Origin of the sequence: Eubacterium ramulus ATCC 29099 (assembly GCF_000469345.1) — a bacterium.
GTDB lineage: Bacteria > Bacillota > Clostridia > Lachnospirales > Lachnospiraceae > Eubacterium_I > Eubacterium_I ramulus.
Map to the genome: position 1 here is coordinate 120,617 of NZ_KI271096.1, position 22,687 is coordinate 143,303.

Below are 22,687 nucleotides of genomic sequence, written 5' to 3' on the forward strand. Positions count from 1 at the left end.
AATGAATGATACATGCCGGTCACTTTTTTTGGAATACTAACTTTGGTACAATTAGTGCAATTCTAACCTAAAGGTATTTTGTATGTCTTTTTTGTATAGACAACTATGTATTGATGTATAAAAAAAGAAGAATAGCGGATACTTTTATTTGAACGCAGAATAAGCAAGTGGCGAAAGTGGATTGCAAATGTCCGCTTTACCGCAGAATAAGCAAGTGGCGAAAGCGGATTGCGAATGTCCGCTTTACAAAGAATCGTCTGTTCTGGCTGAAAAATATCAGCTGTATGAATGGAAACTATACTTTTAATGCAGAAAGGAAAAAATATGGCTGTTTATCTGGAAATTGTGGATGTGTATGCGAGAGAGATTCTGGATTCCAGAGGGAATCCGACAGTGGAAGCAGAAGTGAACGTAAAGGACGGGGAACATGTATTTACCGGGCGTGCAAGTGTACCTTCCGGGGCGAGTACCGGGGAGCATGAGGCGAAGGAACTGCGGGATACGGATTCCGGGCGGTATCACGGAAAAGGCGTGCATCAGGCAGTGGTCAATGTCAATGACCGGATCAAGGCCGTTTTGCTTGGAAAAGATGCAGCGAATCAGGTGCTGATCGATCAGATTTTAAATTGTACGGATGGTACGGAGAATAAGTGCAATCTTGGGGCAAATGCGACGTTGTCTGTTTCTATGGCCTGTGCAAAGGCTTGTGCAAAGGCATTGAATCTGCCATTACACCGTTATCTGGGCGGAGTATACGGAATCCGGATGCCAATGCCGATGATGAATATTTTGAATGGGGGGCGTCATGCAGACAACACGGTGGATTTTCAGGAGTTTATGATCGTGCCGGTGGGGGCACGGGATGATGAAGGCAATTTTATTTTTCGGGAAGGACTGCGCTGGTGTGCGGAAGTGTATCATAGTTTAAAAAAAATTCTGGAAAAAGAAGGATATAGCACTGGCGTAGGAGATGAGGGTGGATTTGCACCGGATCTGAAAAACGCAGAGGAAGTGTTGGATTATCTGATGCGTGCAGTGGAAGAGGCCGGATATGAACCGGGCCGGCAGATAGCATTTGCACTGGATGTGGCAGCAAGTGAATTATATAACAAGGATTCCGGGGTGTATGATTTTCCGGGAGAGACAAGGCTGAAGCTGTCAGAAGCGATTTCACTGCCGGTGCATCGGACTACTGAGGAAATGATTTCTTATTACGAAGAACTGATTTGCCGCTATCCGATTGTATCCATTGAGGACGGGCTGCAGGAGAACGACTGGGATGGATGGTGTGAGATGACGAGGCGTTTGGGAGATCAGGTGCAGCTTGTGGGAGATGATCTCTTTGTGACAAATCCGAAACGTCTGAAAGAAGGCATCCGGAGAAAAGCAGGAAATGCGATACTGGTGAAAATCAACCAGATCGGGACTCTTTCCGAAAGCTTTGAGTCAATCGTGCTGGCGAAACGAAACGGTTACCAGACGGTGGTATCTCATCGTTCCGGGGAGACAGAGGATACCATGATCGCAGATATTGCAGTGGCTTTCAATTGTGGACAGATCAAGACCGGGGCACCCTGCAGGGGGGAGCGTACGGCAAAATATAACGAATTGCTCCGGATTGAGGAAATGGTGTAACTGTGTGATAACGGAGGAACTTTTTGCAGACAAAAAGAAAAATGAGAAACAGAGAAGAGACAGGCTATACGAACAGAGAAAAAACGGGAGGTCTTGTCAGAATGAATGAAATTTGTTATGCTATCTAATTAGTATTAATATGTTCATAAAATAGATAAAAAGGTGAACGCAAAAGAGAAGCACTAGTTGTTCCTGCAGGGAAATCTGCCTGGGATAGCTGCTTCTCTACATAAAAAGGTTTCAGATACAGGTGTAATAGGAAAAGAGGATTTTAATGAAAAAAAATTTTCAAAAGAGTTTGATATGGTTTATCTGTGCGGTATTTGTTTGTCTGTCAGGTGCGCAGACAGTCCGTGCGGCAGAGATTTCAGAACAGTCTGATCTGGCACAGCAGCTGGCTTACCAGGCAGCGTTGACGATGTATTATGATGACCGGTATTCGATCCAGAACGATTATCCGGATTATGTGATTGAGCGGATCAGTGGACAGATTGTGACGTCACGTCAGGTACAGAATGGTCAGGTCAGTTATGTCAGGGACAATAATGTACTGGTAAAGACTTCGGATACAACACTGACAGCTGCCGGCACCGGTACAGCGACAGTCGTACTGAAAAAGGGCAGTGGCAGGAATGCGCAGTATAGGAATCTGCGTATTGATGTAAAACCGGCACGGCTGACGTTGATTTATCTGCTGGGTCAGAGCAATATGGAGGGCATGTGCTCCTGGAATACAGGATATGAAAACGACAAAAATATTTTAAATACGGCAGGAGCAGTGTATTCTACTTACCTGCCGACTGCTATGAATCCATCGAACTATATGACTGATATTTTCTGGTCAGAGTATGGAACGCGTTACAATGCGAATAAATTTGTACCACAGGCTCTGACAAGTGCGTACTCACTGGCTGGAACTGAGTTGCAATATCCGTTAAATACACTGACGACAGAAGTGCTTCCAAACCGGGGGAAAGGTGGCATGGACAGTGCCATTGCCTATGAGTGGCGGCAGCGGACCGGAGATAAAGTGTGGATTGCCAATCTGGCATATTCCGGTTCCAGAATTTATGAGTGGGTACCGGGAAATGATGTCTATGAGCGGGCAGCAGTGACAGCGCAGCTTGTACGACAGGTTTATGCGGCAGAGATTGCAGCAGGACATTATACCACAGGAAATCAGCTTATGTTCTGGATGCAGGGGGAGCTGGACAGTCTGACAATACAGGCAGCGGATTACCGACAGTACTTCCTGAGCATGTATCAGGGTTTTACAGCGCGTGTTCCGGTGGAAAAATGTGGGATCATTATCACAAGAACTGCAGCCGGTACACACAAATATACGGATGATCTTTATCTTACAGGCCCTCGTATTGCACAGTATGGTATGGGTGCCAGCCCGGAACTGTCAAACATTTATGTGGTATGCAATGTGCATGAACAGTGGATTACCGATGAAGGGACGGCACAGTATTTCCGGAATCGCTATCCGTATGGCATTTTTACCTATCCGGTGCGCAATGGGGCTTATGCTATTCCGACTTGTATCAATGATGCTCATCATGATATCCATTTTTCCCAGATCGGGCATAATGAAAATGGCATTGTGGCGGCAGATAATATGTATGCAGTGGTATACGGTGCCTCTGCGGGTCAGAGAAATTTCGTCTGGAGAGATGCAGAGTATCAGGCAGTCAGTCAGGTGACGCTGCGCAAAAATAATGATATGGTGCTGGTTGGTATACTGGATCCGGTTTATCTGTCAAAACAGGTGAGTTACGTGACATCTGCCGGATTATCTTATGACTTCCGGACCGGAACACTGACGGCCGGTGCAGCAGCTGGGGATCAGTATGTGGATGCCCGGATGTCGGATGGTACATTGCTGGCGCGTCTGACGGTGCATGTGGTGGATCATTATGATTATGAGGATTCCGCCGGAAGACCATATACCGGATTGTATCAGCAGCAGGACGGACAGTGGATTTATGTAAAAAACGGATCCTGGGCATATGATTATACCGGTTTTGTCGCAAAAGATGGCGATTGGTGGTATGTGGAAAACGGCCGGATCACGTTCCATTGTAACGGGCTGGTAAGGGGGCTTGTAAATGGAAATGATACCTGGTGGTATGTCACCGGCAGCAAGGTAAACTTCTGTAATACAGTGGCCTCCAATGCCTGTGGCTGGTGGAAAATCACGAATGGACGGGTAGATTTTGATTTTTCCGGTCTGGCAGAAAACGCTTATGGCTGGTGGAAGATCACCAATGGTCAGGTGGATTTTAGCTATGTCGGCTATGAACAAAACGGATCCAACTGGTGGTATGTATATGGAGGCCAGGTATGCTTTCAGGCAACAGATGTCCTGCCGGGAACCGTAGGTGGTCAGTATGGCTGGTGGAAAGTCTGTGAAGGAAAAGTGAATTTCGATGATGATGTCTGTGAAAATGCCTATGGCTGGTGGAAAATTACCACAGGAAAAGTAGATTTTCAGTATACGGGCCTGGCACAGAATGCCTGTGGCTGGTGGATGATCCAGAATGGACATGTTAATTTTGGAAGTAACGGTCTGGTGGACAATGGAAACGGCTGGTGGCTGGTGAAAAATGGCGGCGTGGACTTTAACTATAACGGTCTGGTGGACAACGGAAACGGCTGGTGGCTGATAAGAAATGGCTACGTGGACTTTAACTATAATGGACTGGTGGACAACGGAAATGGCTGGTGGCTGGTGAAAAACGGATGTGTGGATTTTTCCTATCAGGGATATGTCCAGAATGAATGTGGTGTCTGGTGGGTCAGCAACGGTCAGGTACAGTTTTAACAAATATTAGAGGAGAAAAATGAATGCAGGAGACGGAACAGACACAGGAGCAGCAGGACACTGCACGGGAACTGGCGGGCAAAATCATGGTGTATGCCAGGGATGAACTGATGATATCCATGCGGTTTCTGGATCGGGCACTGTTTCGGATGCCGCTGATAGCGGCGGACAGTGTGGCGGCCTTTGGTGTGGACGGAGAGACGATGTATTACAATCCGGAGTATGTGCTGCATGCCTTTAAAAAAGAAAAAAACGCATGTACCAGGGCATTTTTACATATGATCTTTCACTGTATCTTCAGCCATCCTTTCCAGTATGAAAAACTAGATCGGGAGTGTTGGGATCTGGCAACAGATCTGGCGGTAGAACATGTGATACTTGATCTGAATCTGCAATCAGTAAAACTGGAGCGTGATGGACAGATGCAACGGATCCTGTCACGGCTGCAGAAACAGGTACCGATTCTGACGGCGGAGAAAATCTATCGCTGGCTCTGTGAGCATCCGGAGAAGGCGGCAGAGTTTTTCCGGGAGGAGCCTCTTTTTATGTGGGATGATCATCTGAAATGGATTCCGGTGAAAGAAACACAGAATCAGGACCGCAGAAATGATAGCATTACCACGGATACGCGGACGGCCATGATCGGCTGTCATGAGGCAGACACCGGAGAAGAAGGTGAACAGGAAGAGATTGATGAAGCACTGGTGGGGCAGCGTCAGGGAGAATGGCAGGAAGTCAGCCAGCATGCAAAGACGGATTTGGAAATGTTTTCCCATGAACAGGGATTTGGGGCAGGAAGCCTGCTGCTGAATCTGAATGCGGCATTGCGGGATAAGTATGATTACGGAGAATTTTTGCGGAAGTTTGCAGTACTTGGGGAAGAAATGCATGTCAATGACGATGAATTTGACTACATTTATTATACTTATGGTTTGCAGCTGTATGACAATATGCCGCTGGTGGAACCGCTGGAATACCGGGAGAACAAGCGTATCCGGGAATTTGTCATTGCAATCGATACATCGGGATCCTGTCAGGGAAAAACAGTGAAGCGGTTTCTGCGGAAAACTTATTCCATCCTGAAAAGCAGTGAGAGTTATTTTGAACGGGTAAATATCCACATCATTCAGTGTGATGAAAAAATTCAGCGGGATGTGAAAGTTACGACAGATGAAGAATTTGAACAATATATGCAGGATGTGGAGTTGTGCGGTTTTGGAGGCACCGATTTCTGTCCGGTGTTTGAATATGTGGACGGACTGATCCGCAGACATGAGTTTCAGGATCTGAAAGGACTGATTTATTTTACCGACGGACAGGGGACATTTCCGGAACGGATGCCGGATTATCAGACAGCATTTGTGTTTATCCAGGAAGGATATTCCATCCCGGAAGTGCCGGTGTGGGCAATCCGTCTGATCCTGGATGAAGAGGACGTATAGCAGGATATCGCAGGGAAAAGTACAGGAGGATAAAAGTACATGAATATACAGGAAGCAAAGGAACAGATTGAACAGGCGGTGCGTATTTATCTGATGAAAGATGAGTATGGCGATTACCGGATTCCGATCGAGCGGCAGCGGCCGGTATTTCTGCTGGGAGCACCCGGTATCGGAAAGACTGCTGTTATGGAGCAGATTGCCCAGGAGATGGATATTGCGCTCGTTTCTTATTCTATGACGCATCACACGAGACAGAGTGCACTGGGACTTCCGTTTATCAGTCACAAAAAATATCAGGGTGCAGAGTTTGATGTATCGGAATATACCATGAGTGAGATTGTTGCATCTGTATATGAGACGATGGAAGCGACCGGAAAGACCGAGGGAATCCTGTTTCTGGATGAAATCAACTGTGTATCCGAGACACTGGCTCCGTCTATGCTGCAATTTCTGCAGTATAAGACCTTTGGCAAACATCAGATCCCGCAGGGCTGGGTGGTTGCCACAGCCGGCAACCCGCCACAGTTTAACCGTTCTGTCCGGGAGTTTGATATCGTGACCATGGACCGACTGAAAGTGTTGGAAGTGGAAGCGGACTATGAGACCTGGCGTAACTATGGGGTGAACAAAGGAATACACGGTGCGATCCTGACCTATCTGGACATTAAAAAACAGGATTTCTATGTGATTGAAAATACTGTGGATGGAAAATCCTATGTCACGGCCCGTGGTTGGGAGGATCTGTCAGAGACACTTTATCTGTATGAAGAAAATAATTTTACCGTAGATGAAGTTCTGGTAGGACAGTACCTGCGCAACAAGCGTATTGCCCGGGAATTTTCTTCCTATTATGACCTGTATCAGAAATATAAAAAAGATTACCGTGTGGCACAGATCCTGGCAGGAAATGCAGATGCGGATGTGCGCAAACGTGCGAAAAATGCGGCTTTTGATGAGCGTATTTCCCTGCTGGGACTGCTGCTGGATGCCCTTCAGGAAAAAATCCGCCACAATGTCGAACTGGAAGATTCCCTGCGCCGGATACTTCCGGTCTTAAAGGAAATCAAAGCTGAGCTTGCAGCAGCGGATGACAGCGTAGATGCCGCTGCGATTCTGGAACATCGTGCGGATACGCTGCAGCAGGAGATGGAGCAGGAGGACAAAGCAAATGCGTTGTCGTCTTCTGCGCGAAAAGGCTATCAGCTGATCCTTCATACACTGCGTCAGGATGCAAAAGGGCTTCGTATGAAAGATATCCGTGATGCGAATGCAGCATTTTTATATATCAAGGAAGCTTTTGATGAACAGGTGGGCAGCATGCAGGCGGAAAGCAGCCGGATCAGTCAGGAACTGGCAAATCTCTTTGCTTTTGTGGAGAAAATTTTCGGAGACGGCAACGAGATGCTGATTCTCGTAACGGATCTGACTGTCAATGCGGACAGTATGAAGTTTATCAGCAGAAATGGCAGCAAAGAATATTTCAAATACAACAAAAAATATCAGTTATATGAGAGACAGCAGGAAATCGCAGATGCTTTGGAACAGTTACAGATATAGGGTTGAAGATGACAGTATCGTCATCGAAGATTACTGTGGGGAGGAACTGGATGTCAGTATCCCGGCAGAGATAGAAGGGCTTCCGGTAAAGAAGATTGCACCGGAGGCATTCAGCATCCACGGTGCAATGATTGAGCGTGTAGAAGTCCCGGGCAGTGTGACAGATATCGGAGACGGTGCCTTTAAGATGTGCATGAGTCTGGAAGAATTGGTGCTGCAGGAAGGTGTCTGCCGTATCGGAGAAAATGTCCTGCTGGTGACAGCAGTGACGCAGTTGTATCTGCCGACCACAGTGGAAAAACTGAAATGCCCATGGGAATGGGGAAAAGTAGCGATTGATGTGGCACAGGAGAATCAGCATTATTTTTCAGATGGATATGGTTTATATGAGAAACAGGAAGACGGGTATGCACTGGTGGCAGTGCGGGCAGAGGATCAGAGAGTCCGGTATACGGTGGCTTCCAACACAACGGTGATTGAACAGCATGCCTTTGAAGGACAGATGTATATTCAGGAGGTGGAACTGCCGGAAGGTGTGATCAGTATCGAGAAGGAAGCCTTTGAAAGCTGCCAGGCTCTACGGCGGATCGTATTACCGGAGGGACTGACCAGGATCTGCGCGGATGCATTTCGGTGTTGCATCAGTCTGGAAGGACTGGAACTTCCTTCTACGCTGAAAGATCTGGGAGAACATGCGGTGACGGATACTTACGGCTGGAGTCCGAGCATGAACGGCATTACGTATATGCGTGTGCATCCGGACAATCCATATTTTTATCATGATGCCAATGCATTTTATCAGAGAAGGGAGAATGGAAGCCTTCTGATCAAATATTTTGGTAAAAATGAGGTATGGAAGATTCCGGAAGAAGTAACGGAACTTGGTGCCATGGCATTGCGCCGTGCGAACCTGCGGGAAGTCATTATCCCGGAGACTGTAAAAAGCATATCGAAGGATGCTTTTGCAGAATGTGGCCGGCTGGAGTGCATGGAATTTGCGGCGGATGGCGTAAAACTGTATGTTCCGGAAAATCCGGTGTATCGGAAAGGAGAAATCAGCAGTCTGTTTTATCGGGACAACGCAGGGCAGCTGCATTATGATTATGAGACATATGATTCATTACTGGCGGACTGGTCCCAGATCCTGATCCGCTGCCGGATGGCAGCTTTCCGATTGGAATATCCGGTGCAGCTTCCGACGGCTCGAAAGCAGGCGTATGAAGCACTGATCGCGGAGCATTTGAAAGATCTGGTGTATGATATCTGCAAAAGGGACAGTCTGAGGGATCTTGCGGCACTTGGAAACGCCGGTATGATCACTGCAGAACATATTGAGGAAATGATCGACTGGACCACAGCGTGCCACAGAGGAAAACTTACCGGATATCTGCTGGAGTATCAACAGGAACATTTTACAGAAAATACATTTGATTTTTCTTTATAAAAGAGGGGAATATGCAGCAACTGAGAAAATTACAGAAACTGATTATCGGAATGGGGGAAGCACTGCTTTGTTATGGTGCTGAGATTTCCAGGGTAGAGGAAACAATTCAGCGCGTGGCGGATCACTATCAGGTGGAAGAAGTGGAGATGTATGTCATCACCAACGGACTGTTTGTGAATTTGCATCAGCAGGAGGATTATACATACACACGGTTGAAATATGTACCATCGATATCTGTAAATTTAAAAAAATTATGTGATATTAATGAACTGTCCCGCAGAATCGAACAGGAAAACCTGTCTATTGATACTGCCTTTGAACGTTTGCAGGAGATTCAGAAAGCAAAAAATGAACCGGTATGGGAGCTGGTGTTTTCTTCCGGTGTGGGTGCAGCTGCGTTTGGTTATCTCTTTGGCGGAAGCCTCTGGGATTGCCTGGCAGCGTTTGTGTGCGGTGTGATCCTGCAGCTGTTTTTCAGTTTTCTGGATGAAAAACAAGTCAATATTTCAAAGGTGTTACTGGATATCATAGGGGGACTGCTGGTGACGGTTATCTGTGTGGTGTTGAACCGCATCGGGGTATCAGAACATCTGGATCTGGCTATTACGGGTGCGATCATACCGATGATTCCGGGTGTGGCTTTTACCAATGGAATCCGTGACATTGTGGATGGTGATTATCTGTCAGGATGTGTCCGGCTTCTGGATGCCATTCTGGTATTTTGTTCCATTGCCATTGGTGTGGGGCTGGGGCTCAAACTATAAGGAGGAGAAATCAATATGCTGATTAATGCAATCGGACAGCTGGCTGCAGCATTTCTGGCAACTATCGCATTTTCCGTACTATTCCATGTGCCGAAGAAACAGTATATCATCTGTGGACTGACAGGAACCCTGGGATGGCTGGTGTATCTGCTGGTGAAGTTTTACTTTTCCAATACACTGGCATGTTTTGCGGCAACTGTGGTGATCGTATTCTGTGCACGGTTGTTTGCTGTCTGGCGAAAAGTGCCGTCGAACGTATTTATGATATCCGGGATCTTTCCTATCGTCCCCGGCATCGGTATTTATAATACAATCTACGATATTATGATCGGAGATGCAGCGGCAGCCATGAGCAGCGGATTGGAGACTTTTAAGGCGGTGGCAGCCATTGTGCTTGGTATCGTATGTGTCTTTGTAATTCCGAATAAATGGTTTCGGAGCCTGTGGTAGTTACCGTTCTGTCTGCGAATGATGCGTGTGCTCTGAACATAGTTGAGGTTAAATGTACAGTTTTAATGGGTTAAATTGAAAAAATAATTGCTTTTTAGAGTCAGATATGCTATCATATCAGATGATTATGGGTGTCTTAGGACATTTAAGAAGTTTAACCGTGGGAGGTGGATACAGTGGAAATCGCAAGAACAATCATACAGATCGTATTTATTATATTAAGTATTATCATGACAGTTATCGTATTAATGCAGGAAGGTAAGAACAATGGACTGGGAGCATTAACCGGTTCCGCCGATACTTATTGGAGCAAGAATAAAGGACGTTCCATGGAAGGAATGCTTGTTAAGGTTACAAGAGTTCTTCTGGCACTCTTCCTTATCATTTCCGCAGTACTGACAATTGGACGTTTTCAGTAAGAATACCTAAGAGGCTGTCGTTATCGACAGCCTTTTACTTTGTTTTTGCCTTATTCAGGAAAAGATATGGAAACGTTTTTTCGGGGGATAGAAAATTATGAGAAGAGAATTATTAGAAGAGAGAAAACAGACGGTATACGGACTGATCTGTGATGAGTTTTATGTACCAATGAAGGCAAAAGAGATGGCCATCCTGATGAATGTGCCGAAAGCTCAGCGTCACGAATTGCAGGAAGTGCTGGATGCACTGGTGGCAGAGGGCAAGATCGAAGTTTCATCGAAAGGAAAATATACGAAGGGAACAAGTCCGAATCTTACCGGTGTCTTTACGGCTCATGCCCGTGGCTTTGGCTTTGTTACCGTTGAGGGCGAAACAGAAGATGTTTTTATTCCGGAGAGCAGCACGAATGGTGCAATCCAGGATGATGTAGTGCAGATCGCACTGGTTCCTTCCAGTGGAAAACGTCGGGAAGGAAAAGTAGTAAAAATTGTGGAACACGGACTGAAAACGGTCGTTGGAACCTTTGAAAAAAGCAAAAATTTTGGTTTTGTCCGCCCGGACAATCCACGGATCAATATGGATATCTTTGTTCCGGCTGAGCGTTCCAAGGGTGCAGTCACCGGACATAAAGTAGTAGTGGAACTGACGTCTTATGGTGGAAGTGGCAAAAAACCGGAAGGAAAAGTTATCGAAATCCTGGGGCATGAGAATGATCCGGGAACCGATATCCTTTCTCTGGTGAGAGCTTACGGATTACCGATGGAATTCCCGGAGAAAGTGCTGAATCAGGCAGAACGAGTGGCAAAGGATGTGACATCTGCGGATATGGCAGGGCGTATGGATCTGCGGAACTGGCAGACCGTTACCATCGACGGTGAGGATGCCAAAGATCTGGATGATGCGGTGACATTGACCAGAGAAGGGGATTTCTGGCAGCTTGGTGTGCATATCGCAGATGTGACGAATTATGTGCAGGAACATAGTGCGCTTGATGTGGAAGCATTAAAGCGTGGTACCAGTGTGTACCTGGTAGATCGTGTGATCCCGATGCTGCCACATACGTTGTCTAACGGAATTTGTTCGCTGAATCAGGGAGAAGACCGTCTGACACTGAGTTGTATTATGAAAATCGACGGGAAAGGAAACATTGTAGATCATCGCATCGCGGAGTCAGTCATTAATGTGGATCGGCGTATGAGTTATACAGATGTAAATAAGATCATTACGTTGAAGGATCCGGAGAAAACCGAAGAGTATAAAGAGTTTGTACAGATGTTTTTCGATATGAAGGCAGTGGCAGATCTGCTTCGTGCAAAACGCCGGAAACGTGGTTCCATTGATTTTGATTTTCCGGAGACCAAGGTAATCCTGGATACACAGGGACATCCGGTGGAAATCAAACCGTATGACCGCAATCCAGCCACGAAGATCATCGAAGATTTTATGCTGGCGGCTAATGAAACCGTGGCGCAGGATTATTTTTGGCAGGAACTGCCTTTTGTATACCGTACCCATGAAGTTCCTGATACAGAAAAAATCAAAAAACTCAGTACGTTTATCAATAATTTCGGATACAATATCCATATCGGTTCTGATGAGGTGCATCCGAAGGAACTGCAGAAACTGCTGACAAAGATTGAGGACACTCCGGTGGAGGGGCTGATCTCGCGGTTGACACTGCGTTCCATGAAGCAGGCAAAATACAGCGTGGAGTGTGTGGGGCATTTCGGACTGGCGGCCCAGTACTATTGCCATTTCACATCACCGATCCGTCGTTATCCGGATCTGCAGATCCATCGGATCATCAAGGACAACCTGCGGGGAAGAATGAATGAGAAGCGGATCGAACATTACTGGAAAATTCTTCCAGAGGTAGCACAGCAGACCAGTCAGCTGGAGCGTCGTGCGGATGAGGCAGAGCGTGAGACGATCAAGATGAAGAAAGTGGAATATATGGAGAGCCGCATCGGAAACGAGTACGAAGGTGTCATTTCCGGCATTACAAATTATGGGCTGTATGTGGAACTGCCGAATACGGTGGAGGGCATGGTGCATGTGACCACTTTGCGTGGAGACTACTACAATTATGTAGAAAGTACCTATGAGATGGTAGGTGAGAACAGCGGTAAGAGCTATAAGCTTGGACAGACTGTAAAAATCCGTGTGATCGGTACGGACAAACTGGTGCGCAGAATAGATTTTGAATTGGTGGAATCTTAAAAACTTGGCTTCCGGCTGAAGGTTTAGTAAAGGTGGAAAACTTATGGGAAAAGACAGATACAAATTAGTTGCAAATAATAAAAAGGCCTATCACGATTATTTTATTGATGAGACATACGAGGCAGGTGTAGCACTGCATGGAACCGAAGTAAAATCTGTGCGCATGGGAAAATGCAGTGTCAAGGAATCCTTCATCCGAATTGAAAACGGGGAAGTAATAGCTTATGGATTGCACATCAGTCCCTATGAGAAAGGAAATATTTTCAATCGTGATCCGTTACGTCCGAAGAAACTGCTGCTTCATAAATATGAGATTAACAAACTGGCAGGAAAAATTGCAGAAAAAGGCTACACGCTGGTACCACTGAAAGTTTATATCAAAGGTGATCTGATCAAAGTAGAAATCGGTCTTGCCCGTGGTAAAAAACTGTACGACAAACGTCAGGACATTGCAAAAAAAGATCAGCGGCGTGAAGTGGAACGGGAATTCAAAGTGAAAAATCTGTATTAATGCCGGTTTGGCAAATGTCACTTTTAAATTTTTACTCAGAAACAGGACACAAATGAAACACTTTTTTTAGCTCAGTAAAGGTAAACTGTTGGTTTAAAGGGATGCTTTTCTCTTGACGAACCGAAAGAAATCTCATATAATAACAAAGATCAGAATGATAAAGATCTGATAACTGGCATGATCCGCCGAAGAAATTCGGGGATGTACTGGTTTCGACGGGGTTTTAAAAGCCGGAGAAGCGAGCCGTATGAAATGCGTTAAATTTCAAATCTAAATATAAACGCTGATAATAATAAATTAGCACTGGCTGCCTAAGTTGCAGCTTGTCTGACCGGGAGCACCTGCACTTTCGGATCCAGGCATCGACCATGCAGGAAACGACTTATACAAAGCTTTGCGTATAAGGGCGTAATATGAAGCTACTGAAACCGAAAACCGGTTACTGGGTGTTCGGCGGAGGGAATGTTAATACAGTGACTACGCTCGTAGAAGTACGGTGGCTGGAATTTCGGACAGGGGTTCGATTCCCCTCATCTCCATAAAATGACACCGAAAGCAATCGTGCTTTCAGGTGTCGTTTTTTGTTTGACCGAAAATCTCGGTGATTTTCTGTCAGAGAACAAGCATTTTGTGCAGGCAATGCGTACTTGCACGAGAAAAAATAGTAACTGTGGTTTAACTTGTGTTTTCCATAAAATAGACACATTTATCAGATATACTTTGAATGATAAAAAGAATCTTCTGTTTTAAAAACGGAAGATCAGATGTAAATCATATGGTAGAAAACCGGAGGAAGTCGGGATGGATAGATTAAAAATTCTTGTAGTTGATGATGAGAGCAGAATGCGCAAACTGGTGCGTGATTTTCTGGTAAAGCATGATTTTGATGTTGTGGAAGCCGGAGACGGTGAGGCAGCACTGGATTTATTTTATGATGACAAAGACATTGCACTGATTATTCTGGATGTGATGATGCCGAAAATGAATGGATGGGAAGTGTGCCGTGAAATCAGGGAATCTTCCAAAGTACCGATCATTATGCTGACTGCAAAAAGTGATGAGAGCGATGAACTGATGGGATTTGAACTGGGTGTGGATGAGTATATTTCAAAACCGTTTTCACCGAAAATCCTGGTGGCCCGGGTGGAGGCTATTTTACGCCGGACCAATCAGCTGAATATGGAAGGTAGTCTGAATGTCGGCGGTATCTGCCTGGATAAAAATGCACATACCGTTACCATAGACGGAAAAAATATTGAAATGAGTTTCAAAGAGTTTGAACTGCTTACTTATTTTATGGAAAATGTCGGTATTGCTCTTTCCCGTGAAAAGATTCTGAACCATGTATGGAATTATGATTATTTTGGCGATGCAAGAACGATCGATACACATGTGAAAAAGCTGCGCAGCAAGCTGGGTGATAAAGGAGAATATATAAAGACCATATGGGGTATGGGTTATAAATTTGAAGTTTAAAAAAACAGCCCCATATGGTCCGGGACCAGATGGTCAAGCTATGCGCATGCACGCCCATATCAGACAAGCTGATATGTCATGGGGCATGGGATATAAATTTGCAGTTTAAAAAAGCATCCCCATATGGTCTGAAAAATTAAAGGATAAGAAGTAGTATGAAAAAACATTCACTGACGCGGCAAATTACATCCATTGTCAGTCTGTTGGTAGCAGGTGCAATCCTGCTTTGCTGGGTACTGAATACGACATTGCTGCCGCGTTATTACATGCACAATAAAAAAGAAGTTCTGATGGAAAACTATCAGACAATTTCCAATGCCAGTGCACAGAACGAACTGGAATCGGACGAGTTTGCCGTTACCTTTGATAATCTGTGCTCCAATGGAAATATTATGGCACTGATCCTGCAGCAGGACGGAAAGGTACTGCGTTCTTCTGTGAATGATCTGGATGCATTACGGACGGAATTCTGGGATGTTCTTTTGCACGGGGATAAAATGGAAGTGCTGTATTCCAACAAGCAGTATCAGTTATTGAAAAAGACAGATACCCGTCTGGATTCGGAGTATCTTGTTCTGGTAGGTGTACTGGAAAACGGAGATATGGTACTGATGCGTACTGCGGTGGAAAGCATCCGGGAAAGTGCGGCAATTTCGAACAGATTTCTTCTGTTTGCCGGGGCAGCTGCCATTGTGGCAAGTATCCTGGTGGCATTTTTCACGACAAGACATATCACGAAACCATTGCAGCAGCTGACGGATATTTCCAAGCGGATGGTGGATTTGGATTTCAATGCAAAATATGAAAGTGATCAGTCCAACAGTTATGAAGTGGAGGAACTGGGAAACCACATCAACCGCCTGTCTGAGAATCTGGAACGGACGATTTCAGAACTGAAGACAGCAAATGTGGAACTGCAGGATGATATTGAGAAAAAGATACAGATTGATGAGATGCGAAAAGAATTTCTGTCTAACGTGTCCCATGAGCTGAAGACACCGCTGGCATTGATCCAGGGTTATGCGGAAGGATTGCAGGAGTGTATTAATGATGATGCAGAAAGCCGTGAATTTTATTGTGAAGTTATCATTGACGAAGCGGATAAAATGAACCGTATGGTGAAAAAACTGCTGACTTTGAATCAGCTGGAGTTTGGCAATGATCAGGTTATCATGGAGCGGTTTGATATGACAGAACTGATCCGTGGTGTGGCAAATTCCACAAGAATCCTCATGGAGCAGAAGGGTATCCGTCTGGAACTGGAAAATTCAGAGGAAGCCTGGGTGTGGGGTGACGAATTCAAAGTGGAAGAAGTGATTACGAACTATATGAGTAATGCCATCAACCATGCAGATGGAGAAAAGCTGATTCGTGTGTTCTACACACGTTCAGAAGATAAATTGCGTGTCAGTGTATTTAATACCGGACAGCCAATCCCGGAGGAAGATATTGAGAAAATCTGGGTAAAATTCTACAAAGTGGATAAGGCGAGAACCCGGGAGTACGGTGGAAGCGGTATCGGTTTGTCCATCGTAAAAGCCATTATGGATTCTTTTCACCAGCGATGTGGTGTCATCAACCATGAAGATGGCGTGGAGTTCTGGATGGAACTTGCCACAAAATAAAAGAGGAGAGTAAAAAAGATGATTGCAATTATTGACTATGACGCAGGTAACTTGAAGAGCGTGGAAAAAGCGTTGGCGCACATCGGAGAGGAAAGCGTTATTACCCGCGAGTTTCAGACAATTCTGAATGCAGATAAAGTTATTTTACCGGGCGTGGGTGCATTTGGTGATGCCATGGCGAATCTGAAGCGTCTGGAACTTGACAAAGTGATACGGGAACTGAATGAGAAGCAGACACCATTCCTTGGAATTTGTCTTGGACTGCAATTGTTGTTTGAGTGTAGTGAAGAAAGCCCGGATGTGGAAGGTCTTGGTCTGTTGAAAGGAAAAATCAGCCGGATTCCAGACAAAGAAGGACTGAAAATTCCGCATATCGGCTGGAATTCCCTGGATTTTCATAATAACGGAAGATTATTTGCAGGGCTGGAAGAACATCCATATGTATATTTTGTACATTCTTACTATCTGCATGCCGAGGAGCCGGGTATTGTGACCGCAACGACGGATTACAGTACCTGCATCCATGCTTCCGTGGAAAAGGGCAACCTGTTTGCCTGCCAGTTCCATCCGGAAAAAAGCAGTACGGTAGGATTGCAGATCTTGAAAAATTTTGCCGGAGTGGAAGGAGGACGCGCGTAATGTTTACCAAACGAATTATTCCATGTCTGGATGTCAATAACGGCCGCGTGGTCAAAGGGGTCAATTTTGTAAATCTGCGAGATGCCGGTGATCCGGTGGAGATTGCGGCAGCTTATGATAAAGCCGGTGCGGATGAAGTGGTATTTCTCGATATCACTGCTTCTTCCGATGCCAGAAATACTGTGGTAGACATGGTACGGAAGGTAGCGGAAAATGTATTTATTCCGTTTACCGTGGGCGGTGGTATCCGTACCGTAGATGATTTCCGTGCATTACTGCGGGAAGGTGCAGACAAGATTTCCATCAATTCTTCCGCCATTAATACACCGCATCTGATTTCAGATGCGGCAGATAAATTCGGCAGTCAGTGTGTCGTAGTTGCCATTGATGCCCGCAGAAGAGAAGATGGCAGCGGCTGGAACATATATAAAAACGGCGGCAGAGTCGATGTGGGTATCGATGCCGTGGAATGGGCGATGAAAGTAGATAAACTAGGAGCAGGGGAAATCCTTCTGACCAGTATGGACTGTGATGGAACGAAAGCCGGATATGATCTGGAGCTGACCCGTCTGATCGCAGAAAATGTATCCATTCCGGTGATTGCATCCGGTGGAGCAGGTACAAAAGAACATTTTTATGAGGCTCTGACGGAAGGAAAAGCAGATGCGGCACTGGCAGCATCTTTATTCCATTATAAAGAACTGGAGATTATGGATCTGAAAAAATATCTGGCAGACAAAGGGGTATCTGTACGCCGTTAAACAAAGGGGGAGAAAGTACATGCCACCAATTACAAATGACTGGCAGCAGCCATTGGAAGTAGAATTTAAGAAACCATATTACAAAGATTTATATAAGAAAGTGTTGGAAGAATACCGGAGCAGACAGATTTTTCCAAATCCGGATGATATCTTTAATGCCTTTCATCTGACACCATTAAAAGATGTCAAAGTCGTGATCCTTGGACAGGATCCGTATCATAATGACGGACAGGCGCACGGACTCTGCTTTTCTGTAAAACCGGATGTGGAGGTGCCACCGTCACTGGTGAATATTTATAAGGAATTGCAGGATGATCTGGGATGCAGGATTCCGAACAACGGATATCTGGTAAAATGGGCAAAGCAGGGAGTGCTGATGTTGAATACAGTACTGACAGTGCGCGCACACCAGGCAAATTCCCATCGCGGCATCGGTTGGGAGCAGTTTACAGATGCAGTCATCCGTGCCGTGGATGCACAGGATCGTCCGATTGTATTTCTGCTCTGGGGACGTCCGGCGCAGATGAAGAAAAGTATGTTACATAATCCGAAACATTTGATTTTGGAGGCACCGCATCCGAGTCCGTTGTCTGCGTACCGTGGGTTTTTCGGCTGTAAGCATTTCAGCCAGACCAATGCATTTCTGGAGAAAAACGGACTTGCGCCGATCGACTGGCAGATTGAAGATGTGTGATCTCGCTGGAATCGGACAGAAGCATCACTATGGGTTATGCATCTATCTGGTCAGTAGCCGGATGTAAGAAAAAATATTAAAAAATAAAAAGAAAAAAGGAAACAGGAAAATTACACGGAATATATAAAATAGGATATTTATGCTTTACAGGCAAAATGAACATGAAATCTTGTAACAAGATACAGGGAGTATAACCATCGTATGACAATTCGTGAACAGTTGGAATTATCAGAACGTACATATTTAAGCTCTTATGCGATGCTGAGTCAGGATTCGAGAGGGCGGGACAGAGAAGAACCGGAATGCGATATTCGTCCGGTTTTTCAGCGTGACCGGGATCGGATCCTGCACTGCAAATCTTTCCGGCGGCTGAAGCACAAGACGCAGGTATTTCTGTCACCGCAGGGGGATCATTACCGGACACGGCTGACCCATGCACTGGAAGTGTCACAGAATGCGAGAACTATTGCAAAGGCACTGCGCCTGAATGAATCGCTGGTGGAAGCGATTGCATTGGGACATGATCTGGGGCACACACCTTTTGGCCATGCTGGAGAAGGAATGCTGAATGAACTGTGTAACGGCGGATTCAGACACAATGAGCAGAGTGTCAGGATCGTGGAAAAGCTGGAAAAAGAAGGGAAGGGGCTGAACCTTACCTGGGAAGTCAGGGATGGTATTTTAAATCATCAGATCAGCCTGATGCCGTCTACATTGGAAGGCAAGATTGTGCGTTTATCTGATAAAATTGCATATATTAATCATGACATTGATGATGCAATCCGGGCTCAGGTGCTGCAGGAAGAAGACATTCCGGTTAAATATCGGGAAGTACTTGGTTTTTCCACGCAGGAGCGTCTGAATACATTGATTCATGACATTATCGAACAGAGCTGGGAAAAGAATGAAATCTGTATGTCACCGGATGTGGCGCAGGCTATGCAGGGGCTGCGTCAGTTTATGTTTCAGAATGTCTATACGAACCCGGTGGCAAAGGGTGAGGAGACGAAAGCAAAGGAACTTCTGGAACGTTTGTTTGTGTATTATCTGAAGCATATTGACCTGCTGCCTGGATATTATCTGCAGATGCTGGAGGACGGCGAAGAAAATGACCGGGTGGTCTGTGATTATATCGCAGGAATGACGGATCAATATGCACTGGCCAAATACAGTGAGTATTTTATGCCGAAATCCTGGCAGGTTTACTGATCTGTCCGGATGGCAATGACAGGTATAAAGATTGAAGTAAAAAGGAAGGTATTATGACTTACTATTCCGATGAACTGATTGAAGAAGTGCGATCCAGAAATGATGTGGTAGACGTCATTTCCGGTTATGTGCGCCTTCAGAAACGGGGAAGCACGTATTTTGGGCTCTGTCCTTTCCACAATGAAAAGACACCGTCCTTTTCTGTCTCACCGGGCAAACAGATGTATTACTGTTTTGGCTGTGGCGCAGGCGGGAACGTATTCACCTTTATGATGCAATATGAAAATTTTACATTTCAGGAGGCAATGCAGAGTCTGGCGGATCGGGCAGGCATTGAACTTCCGAAGCAGGAGATGTCTGCCGCCCAGCGGGAAGCCGCAGATCGGCGGAGCAGGCTCCTGGAAATAAATAAAGTAGCGGCAAAATATTTCTATATGCTGCTGCGCAGTCCACAGGGATCTCATGCGTTACAATATTTTGAAGAGCGTAAACTCAGCAAAGAAACCATGCAGCATTTCGGACTGGGCTATTCCAATAAATACAGCGATGATCTGTATCAATATCTGAAGAAGCAGGGCTACGAAGATGAACTGCTTAAGGACAGTGGTCTGGTTACCATTGATGAACGCCGGGGTGGTCATGACAAATTCTGGAACCGAGCGATGTTTCCGATCATGGATGCAAATAACCGGGTCATCGGATTTGGGGGTCGTGTCATGGGCGAGGGAGAACCGAAATATCTGAATTCGCCGGAGACCATGATTTTTGACAAGAGCCGGAATCTGTACGGATTGAATTTTGCCCGGTCATCCCGGAGACCGCATATTTTATTGTGTGAGGGATATATGGATGTGATTGCCCTGCATCAGGCTGGATTTGACAATGCAGTGGCATCTCTTGGAACGTCCTTTACATCCGGTCATGCCAATCTGCTGAAGCGTTATACGAAGGAAGTATACCTGACCTTTGACAGTGATGGTGCCGGAGTAAAAGCTGCCCTGCGGGCCATTCCGATTCTGAAAGAAGCAGGATTGACGGCGAAGGTCATTAATATGCGGCCTTATAAGGATCCGGATGAATTTATCAAAGCACTTGGGGCAGAAGAATATCAGAAGCGGATCGATGAAGCGGAAAACAGTTTTATGTTTGAAGTGCGGATGCTGGAGCGGGATTATGATCTGGCTGATCCGGAAAGCAAGACAAAGTTTTTTTATGCCGTTGCCCGGAAAATCCTGAATTTCGAGGAAGAACTGGAACGGGAAAATTATATTGAGGCTGTGGCAGCAAAATACCAGATCGGTTTTGAGCAACTGCGGTCGGTGGTCCGTTCCGAGGGAACCCGTGGAGGGCTGACCAGAGAGCGGGAACGTGCTCCGTTAAAGAGCGGAGTGAATGACAGAAAGAAGAAAGAAGATGGCATGAAGCAGTCCCAGCGACTGTTTCTGACCTGGCTGATCGAGGATGAGCGCCTGTTTGATCTGACGAAGGGCTATATCAGTCCCGATGATTTTACAGAGGAGATTTTCCGTGATGTGGCAAAAGTACTGTACGAGCAGCATGCCGCAGGGGAAATCAATCCGGCACAGATCATCAGCCGCTTTACGGACGAGGAACAGCAACGGGAGGCAGCGGCGTTGTTTCACGCACGCCTGCATCCGGTGGAAACCCGTCAGGAGAAAGAGAAAGCTTTAAAAGAAACGATCCTCAGGATTAAGAAAAACAGTATGGATGTACGCTCCGGAAAATTGGAGCCGACAGACCTGGCAGGCCTGCAGCGGCTGATCGAAGATAAAAAGCAGCTGGCGCAGCTACAGAAAATGCATATTTCATTAGATTGAGGACAAACTATATAGACTAAAAACATGGAAGGATGAACAAGATGGCAGAGAAAAACGATCAGAAAATGAGAGAAAGAGCAGAGCGGGCAGAAAAATTCCAGGCAAAACTTCAGGAACTGCTTGCACTGGCAAAAAAGAAAAAAAATATGCTCGAGTATCAGGAAATCAATGACCATTTCAAGGATTTTGCCCTGAGTCCGGAGCAGATTGATAAAATTCTGGATTTCCTGGAGGCAAATCATGTCGATGTCCTTCGTATTACAGACGATGATGACGATATCCTGATTGATGACGAAGATAATGATGTAGAAGTAGAGAAAATCGATCTGTCTGTACCGGATGGTGTCAGCATTGAGGATCCGGTGCGTATGTATTTAAAAGAGATCGGAAAAGTTCCGCTGCTGACTGCGGAGGAAGAGATCGAACTTGCAAAACGTATGGAACTTGGTGATCAGGAGGCGAAAAAACGTCTGGCAGAGGCAAACCTCCGTCTGGTTGTAAGTATTGCAAAACGTTATGTGGGAAGAGGTATGCTGTTTTTGGATCTGATTCAGGAAGGTAACCTGGGTCTGATCAAAGCCGTTGAGAAATTCGATTACAGAAAAGGATATAAATTCAGTACCTATGCGACCTGGTGGATCCGTCAGGCGATTACCCGTGCGATTGCCGATCAGGCACGTACCATCCGTATCCCGGTGCATATGGTTGAGACGATCAATAAACTGATCCGGGTGTCCAGACAGTTATTGCAGGAACTTGGACGTGAACCCACTCCGGAAGAAATTGCAGAGGAAATGAATATGCCGGTAGACCGTGTGCGTGAGATATTAAAAATCTCCCAGGAGCCGGTTTCTTTAGAAACTCCGATCGGTGAAGAGGAAGACAGTCACCTGGGTGATTTCATTCAGGATGACAATGTGCCGGTTCCGGCAGATGCAGCAGCATTCACACTGTTAAAAGAGCAGCTGGTGGAAGTTTTAAGCACACTGACAGACCGTGAGCAGAAAGTGCTTCGTCTGCGTTTTGGTCTGGATGACGGCCGTGCGCGTACATTGGAAGAAGTTGGAAAAGAGTTCAACGTTACCCGTGAACGTATCCGTCAGATCGAGGCAAAAGCACTGCGGAAATTACGCCATCCGAGCCGCAGCAGAAAGCTGAAGGATTATCTGGATTAA

Annotated in this window: 18 protein-coding genes and 1 other RNA gene; all 19 read left to right on the forward strand. The window is 45.8% G+C overall.

Going from position 1 to position 22,687, the window contains the following annotated elements:
- Nucleotides 1–324 precede the first annotated feature (324 nt).
- The 19 genes from eno to rpoD all read left to right on the forward strand — a co-directional run bounded on the left by eno (nt 325) and on the right by rpoD (nt 22,687).
- Complete coding sequence (gene eno / locus HMPREF0373_RS03725) at nt 325–1,635, forward strand: phosphopyruvate hydratase (RefSeq protein WP_044962804.1); 1,311 nt, start codon at nt 325–327, stop codon at nt 1,633–1,635.
- Nucleotides 1,636–1,909: 274 nt separating this feature from the next.
- Nucleotides 1,910–4,462: a sialate O-acetylesterase gene (locus tag HMPREF0373_RS03730; RefSeq protein WP_021738270.1), complete on the forward strand. Its 2,553-nt coding sequence runs from the start codon at nt 1,910–1,912 to the stop codon at nt 4,460–4,462.
- A 23-nt stretch (nt 4,463–4,485) separates the two neighbouring features.
- On the forward strand, nt 4,486–5,904 hold the full coding sequence (locus tag HMPREF0373_RS03735; RefSeq protein WP_021738271.1) for a vWA domain-containing protein: 1,419 nt from the start codon (nt 4,486–4,488) through the stop codon (nt 5,902–5,904).
- Between the two features lie 39 nt (nt 5,905–5,943).
- Nucleotides 5,944–7,461: an ATP-binding protein gene (locus HMPREF0373_RS03740; protein ID WP_021738272.1), complete on the forward strand. Its 1,518-nt coding sequence runs from the start codon at nt 5,944–5,946 to the stop codon at nt 7,459–7,461.
- The gene (locus HMPREF0373_RS03745) at nt 7,436–8,905 is read left to right on the forward strand and encodes a leucine-rich repeat domain-containing protein (RefSeq protein ID WP_021738273.1); all 1,470 of its coding nucleotides are present in this window, start codon (nt 7,436–7,438) and stop codon (nt 8,903–8,905) included. The genes HMPREF0373_RS03740 and HMPREF0373_RS03745 overlap by 26 nt, the downstream gene beginning before the upstream one ends.
- Before the next feature lie 11 nt (nt 8,906–8,916).
- Nucleotides 8,917–9,669, forward strand: a complete 753-nt coding sequence (locus HMPREF0373_RS03750) for a threonine/serine exporter family protein (protein WP_021738274.1) — start codon at nt 8,917–8,919, stop codon at nt 9,667–9,669.
- Between the two features lie 15 nt (nt 9,670–9,684).
- Nucleotides 9,685–10,119 carry a threonine/serine exporter family protein gene (locus HMPREF0373_RS03755; RefSeq protein WP_021738275.1) on the forward strand — a complete coding sequence of 145 codons (435 nt, stop codon included), beginning with the start codon at nt 9,685–9,687 and terminating at the stop codon, nt 10,117–10,119.
- 176 nt (nt 10,120–10,295) lie between these two features.
- Nucleotides 10,296–10,538, forward strand: coding sequence for a preprotein translocase subunit SecG (gene secG, locus HMPREF0373_RS03760; RefSeq protein WP_022035508.1), 243 nt, complete (start codon nt 10,296–10,298; stop codon nt 10,536–10,538).
- A gap of 97 nt (nt 10,539–10,635) precedes the next feature.
- A complete protein-coding gene (gene rnr, locus HMPREF0373_RS03765) occupies nt 10,636–12,759 on the forward strand; it encodes a ribonuclease R (RefSeq protein WP_021738277.1) in 2,124 nt (707 codons plus the stop codon).
- 43 nt (nt 12,760–12,802) lie between these two features.
- Nucleotides 12,803–13,270: an SsrA-binding protein SmpB gene (gene smpB, locus HMPREF0373_RS03770; protein ID WP_021738278.1), complete on the forward strand. Its 468-nt coding sequence runs from the start codon at nt 12,803–12,805 to the stop codon at nt 13,268–13,270.
- A gap of 197 nt (nt 13,271–13,467) precedes the next feature.
- Nucleotides 13,468–13,812, forward strand: a transfer-messenger RNA (tmRNA) gene (gene ssrA / locus HMPREF0373_RS16320).
- A gap of 259 nt (nt 13,813–14,071) precedes the next feature.
- Complete coding sequence (locus tag HMPREF0373_RS03775; protein ID WP_021738280.1) at nt 14,072–14,746, forward strand: response regulator transcription factor; 675 nt, start codon at nt 14,072–14,074, stop codon at nt 14,744–14,746.
- A gap of 155 nt (nt 14,747–14,901) precedes the next feature.
- On the forward strand, nt 14,902–16,371 hold the full coding sequence (locus tag HMPREF0373_RS03780; RefSeq protein WP_021738281.1) for a sensor histidine kinase: 1,470 nt from the start codon (nt 14,902–14,904) through the stop codon (nt 16,369–16,371).
- A gap of 18 nt (nt 16,372–16,389) precedes the next feature.
- Nucleotides 16,390–17,010 carry an imidazole glycerol phosphate synthase subunit HisH gene (gene hisH, locus HMPREF0373_RS03785; RefSeq protein WP_021738282.1) on the forward strand — a complete coding sequence of 207 codons (621 nt, stop codon included), beginning with the start codon at nt 16,390–16,392 and terminating at the stop codon, nt 17,008–17,010.
- Entirely contained in the window at nt 17,010–17,771 is a 762-nt protein-coding gene (gene hisF, locus HMPREF0373_RS03790) for an imidazole glycerol phosphate synthase subunit HisF (protein ID WP_021738283.1), read from the forward strand. The genes hisH and hisF overlap by 1 nt, the downstream gene beginning before the upstream one ends.
- A 19-nt stretch (nt 17,772–17,790) precedes the next feature.
- On the forward strand, nt 17,791–18,465 hold the full coding sequence (ung, locus tag HMPREF0373_RS03795) for a uracil-DNA glycosylase (protein ID WP_021738284.1): 675 nt from the start codon (nt 17,791–17,793) through the stop codon (nt 18,463–18,465).
- 201 nt (nt 18,466–18,666) lie between these two features.
- Nucleotides 18,667–19,674 carry a deoxyguanosinetriphosphate triphosphohydrolase gene (locus tag HMPREF0373_RS03800; protein ID WP_022035511.1) on the forward strand — a complete coding sequence of 336 codons (1,008 nt, stop codon included), beginning with the start codon at nt 18,667–18,669 and terminating at the stop codon, nt 19,672–19,674.
- A 53-nt stretch (nt 19,675–19,727) separates the two neighbouring features.
- Nucleotides 19,728–21,512 (forward strand): DNA primase, encoded by a 1,785-nt coding sequence (dnaG, locus tag HMPREF0373_RS03805; protein ID WP_021738286.1) that lies wholly within the window; start codon nt 19,728–19,730, stop codon nt 21,510–21,512.
- Between the two features lie 65 nt (nt 21,513–21,577).
- Complete coding sequence (gene rpoD / locus HMPREF0373_RS03810) at nt 21,578–22,687, forward strand: RNA polymerase sigma factor RpoD (RefSeq protein ID WP_129899575.1); 1,110 nt, start codon at nt 21,578–21,580, stop codon at nt 22,685–22,687.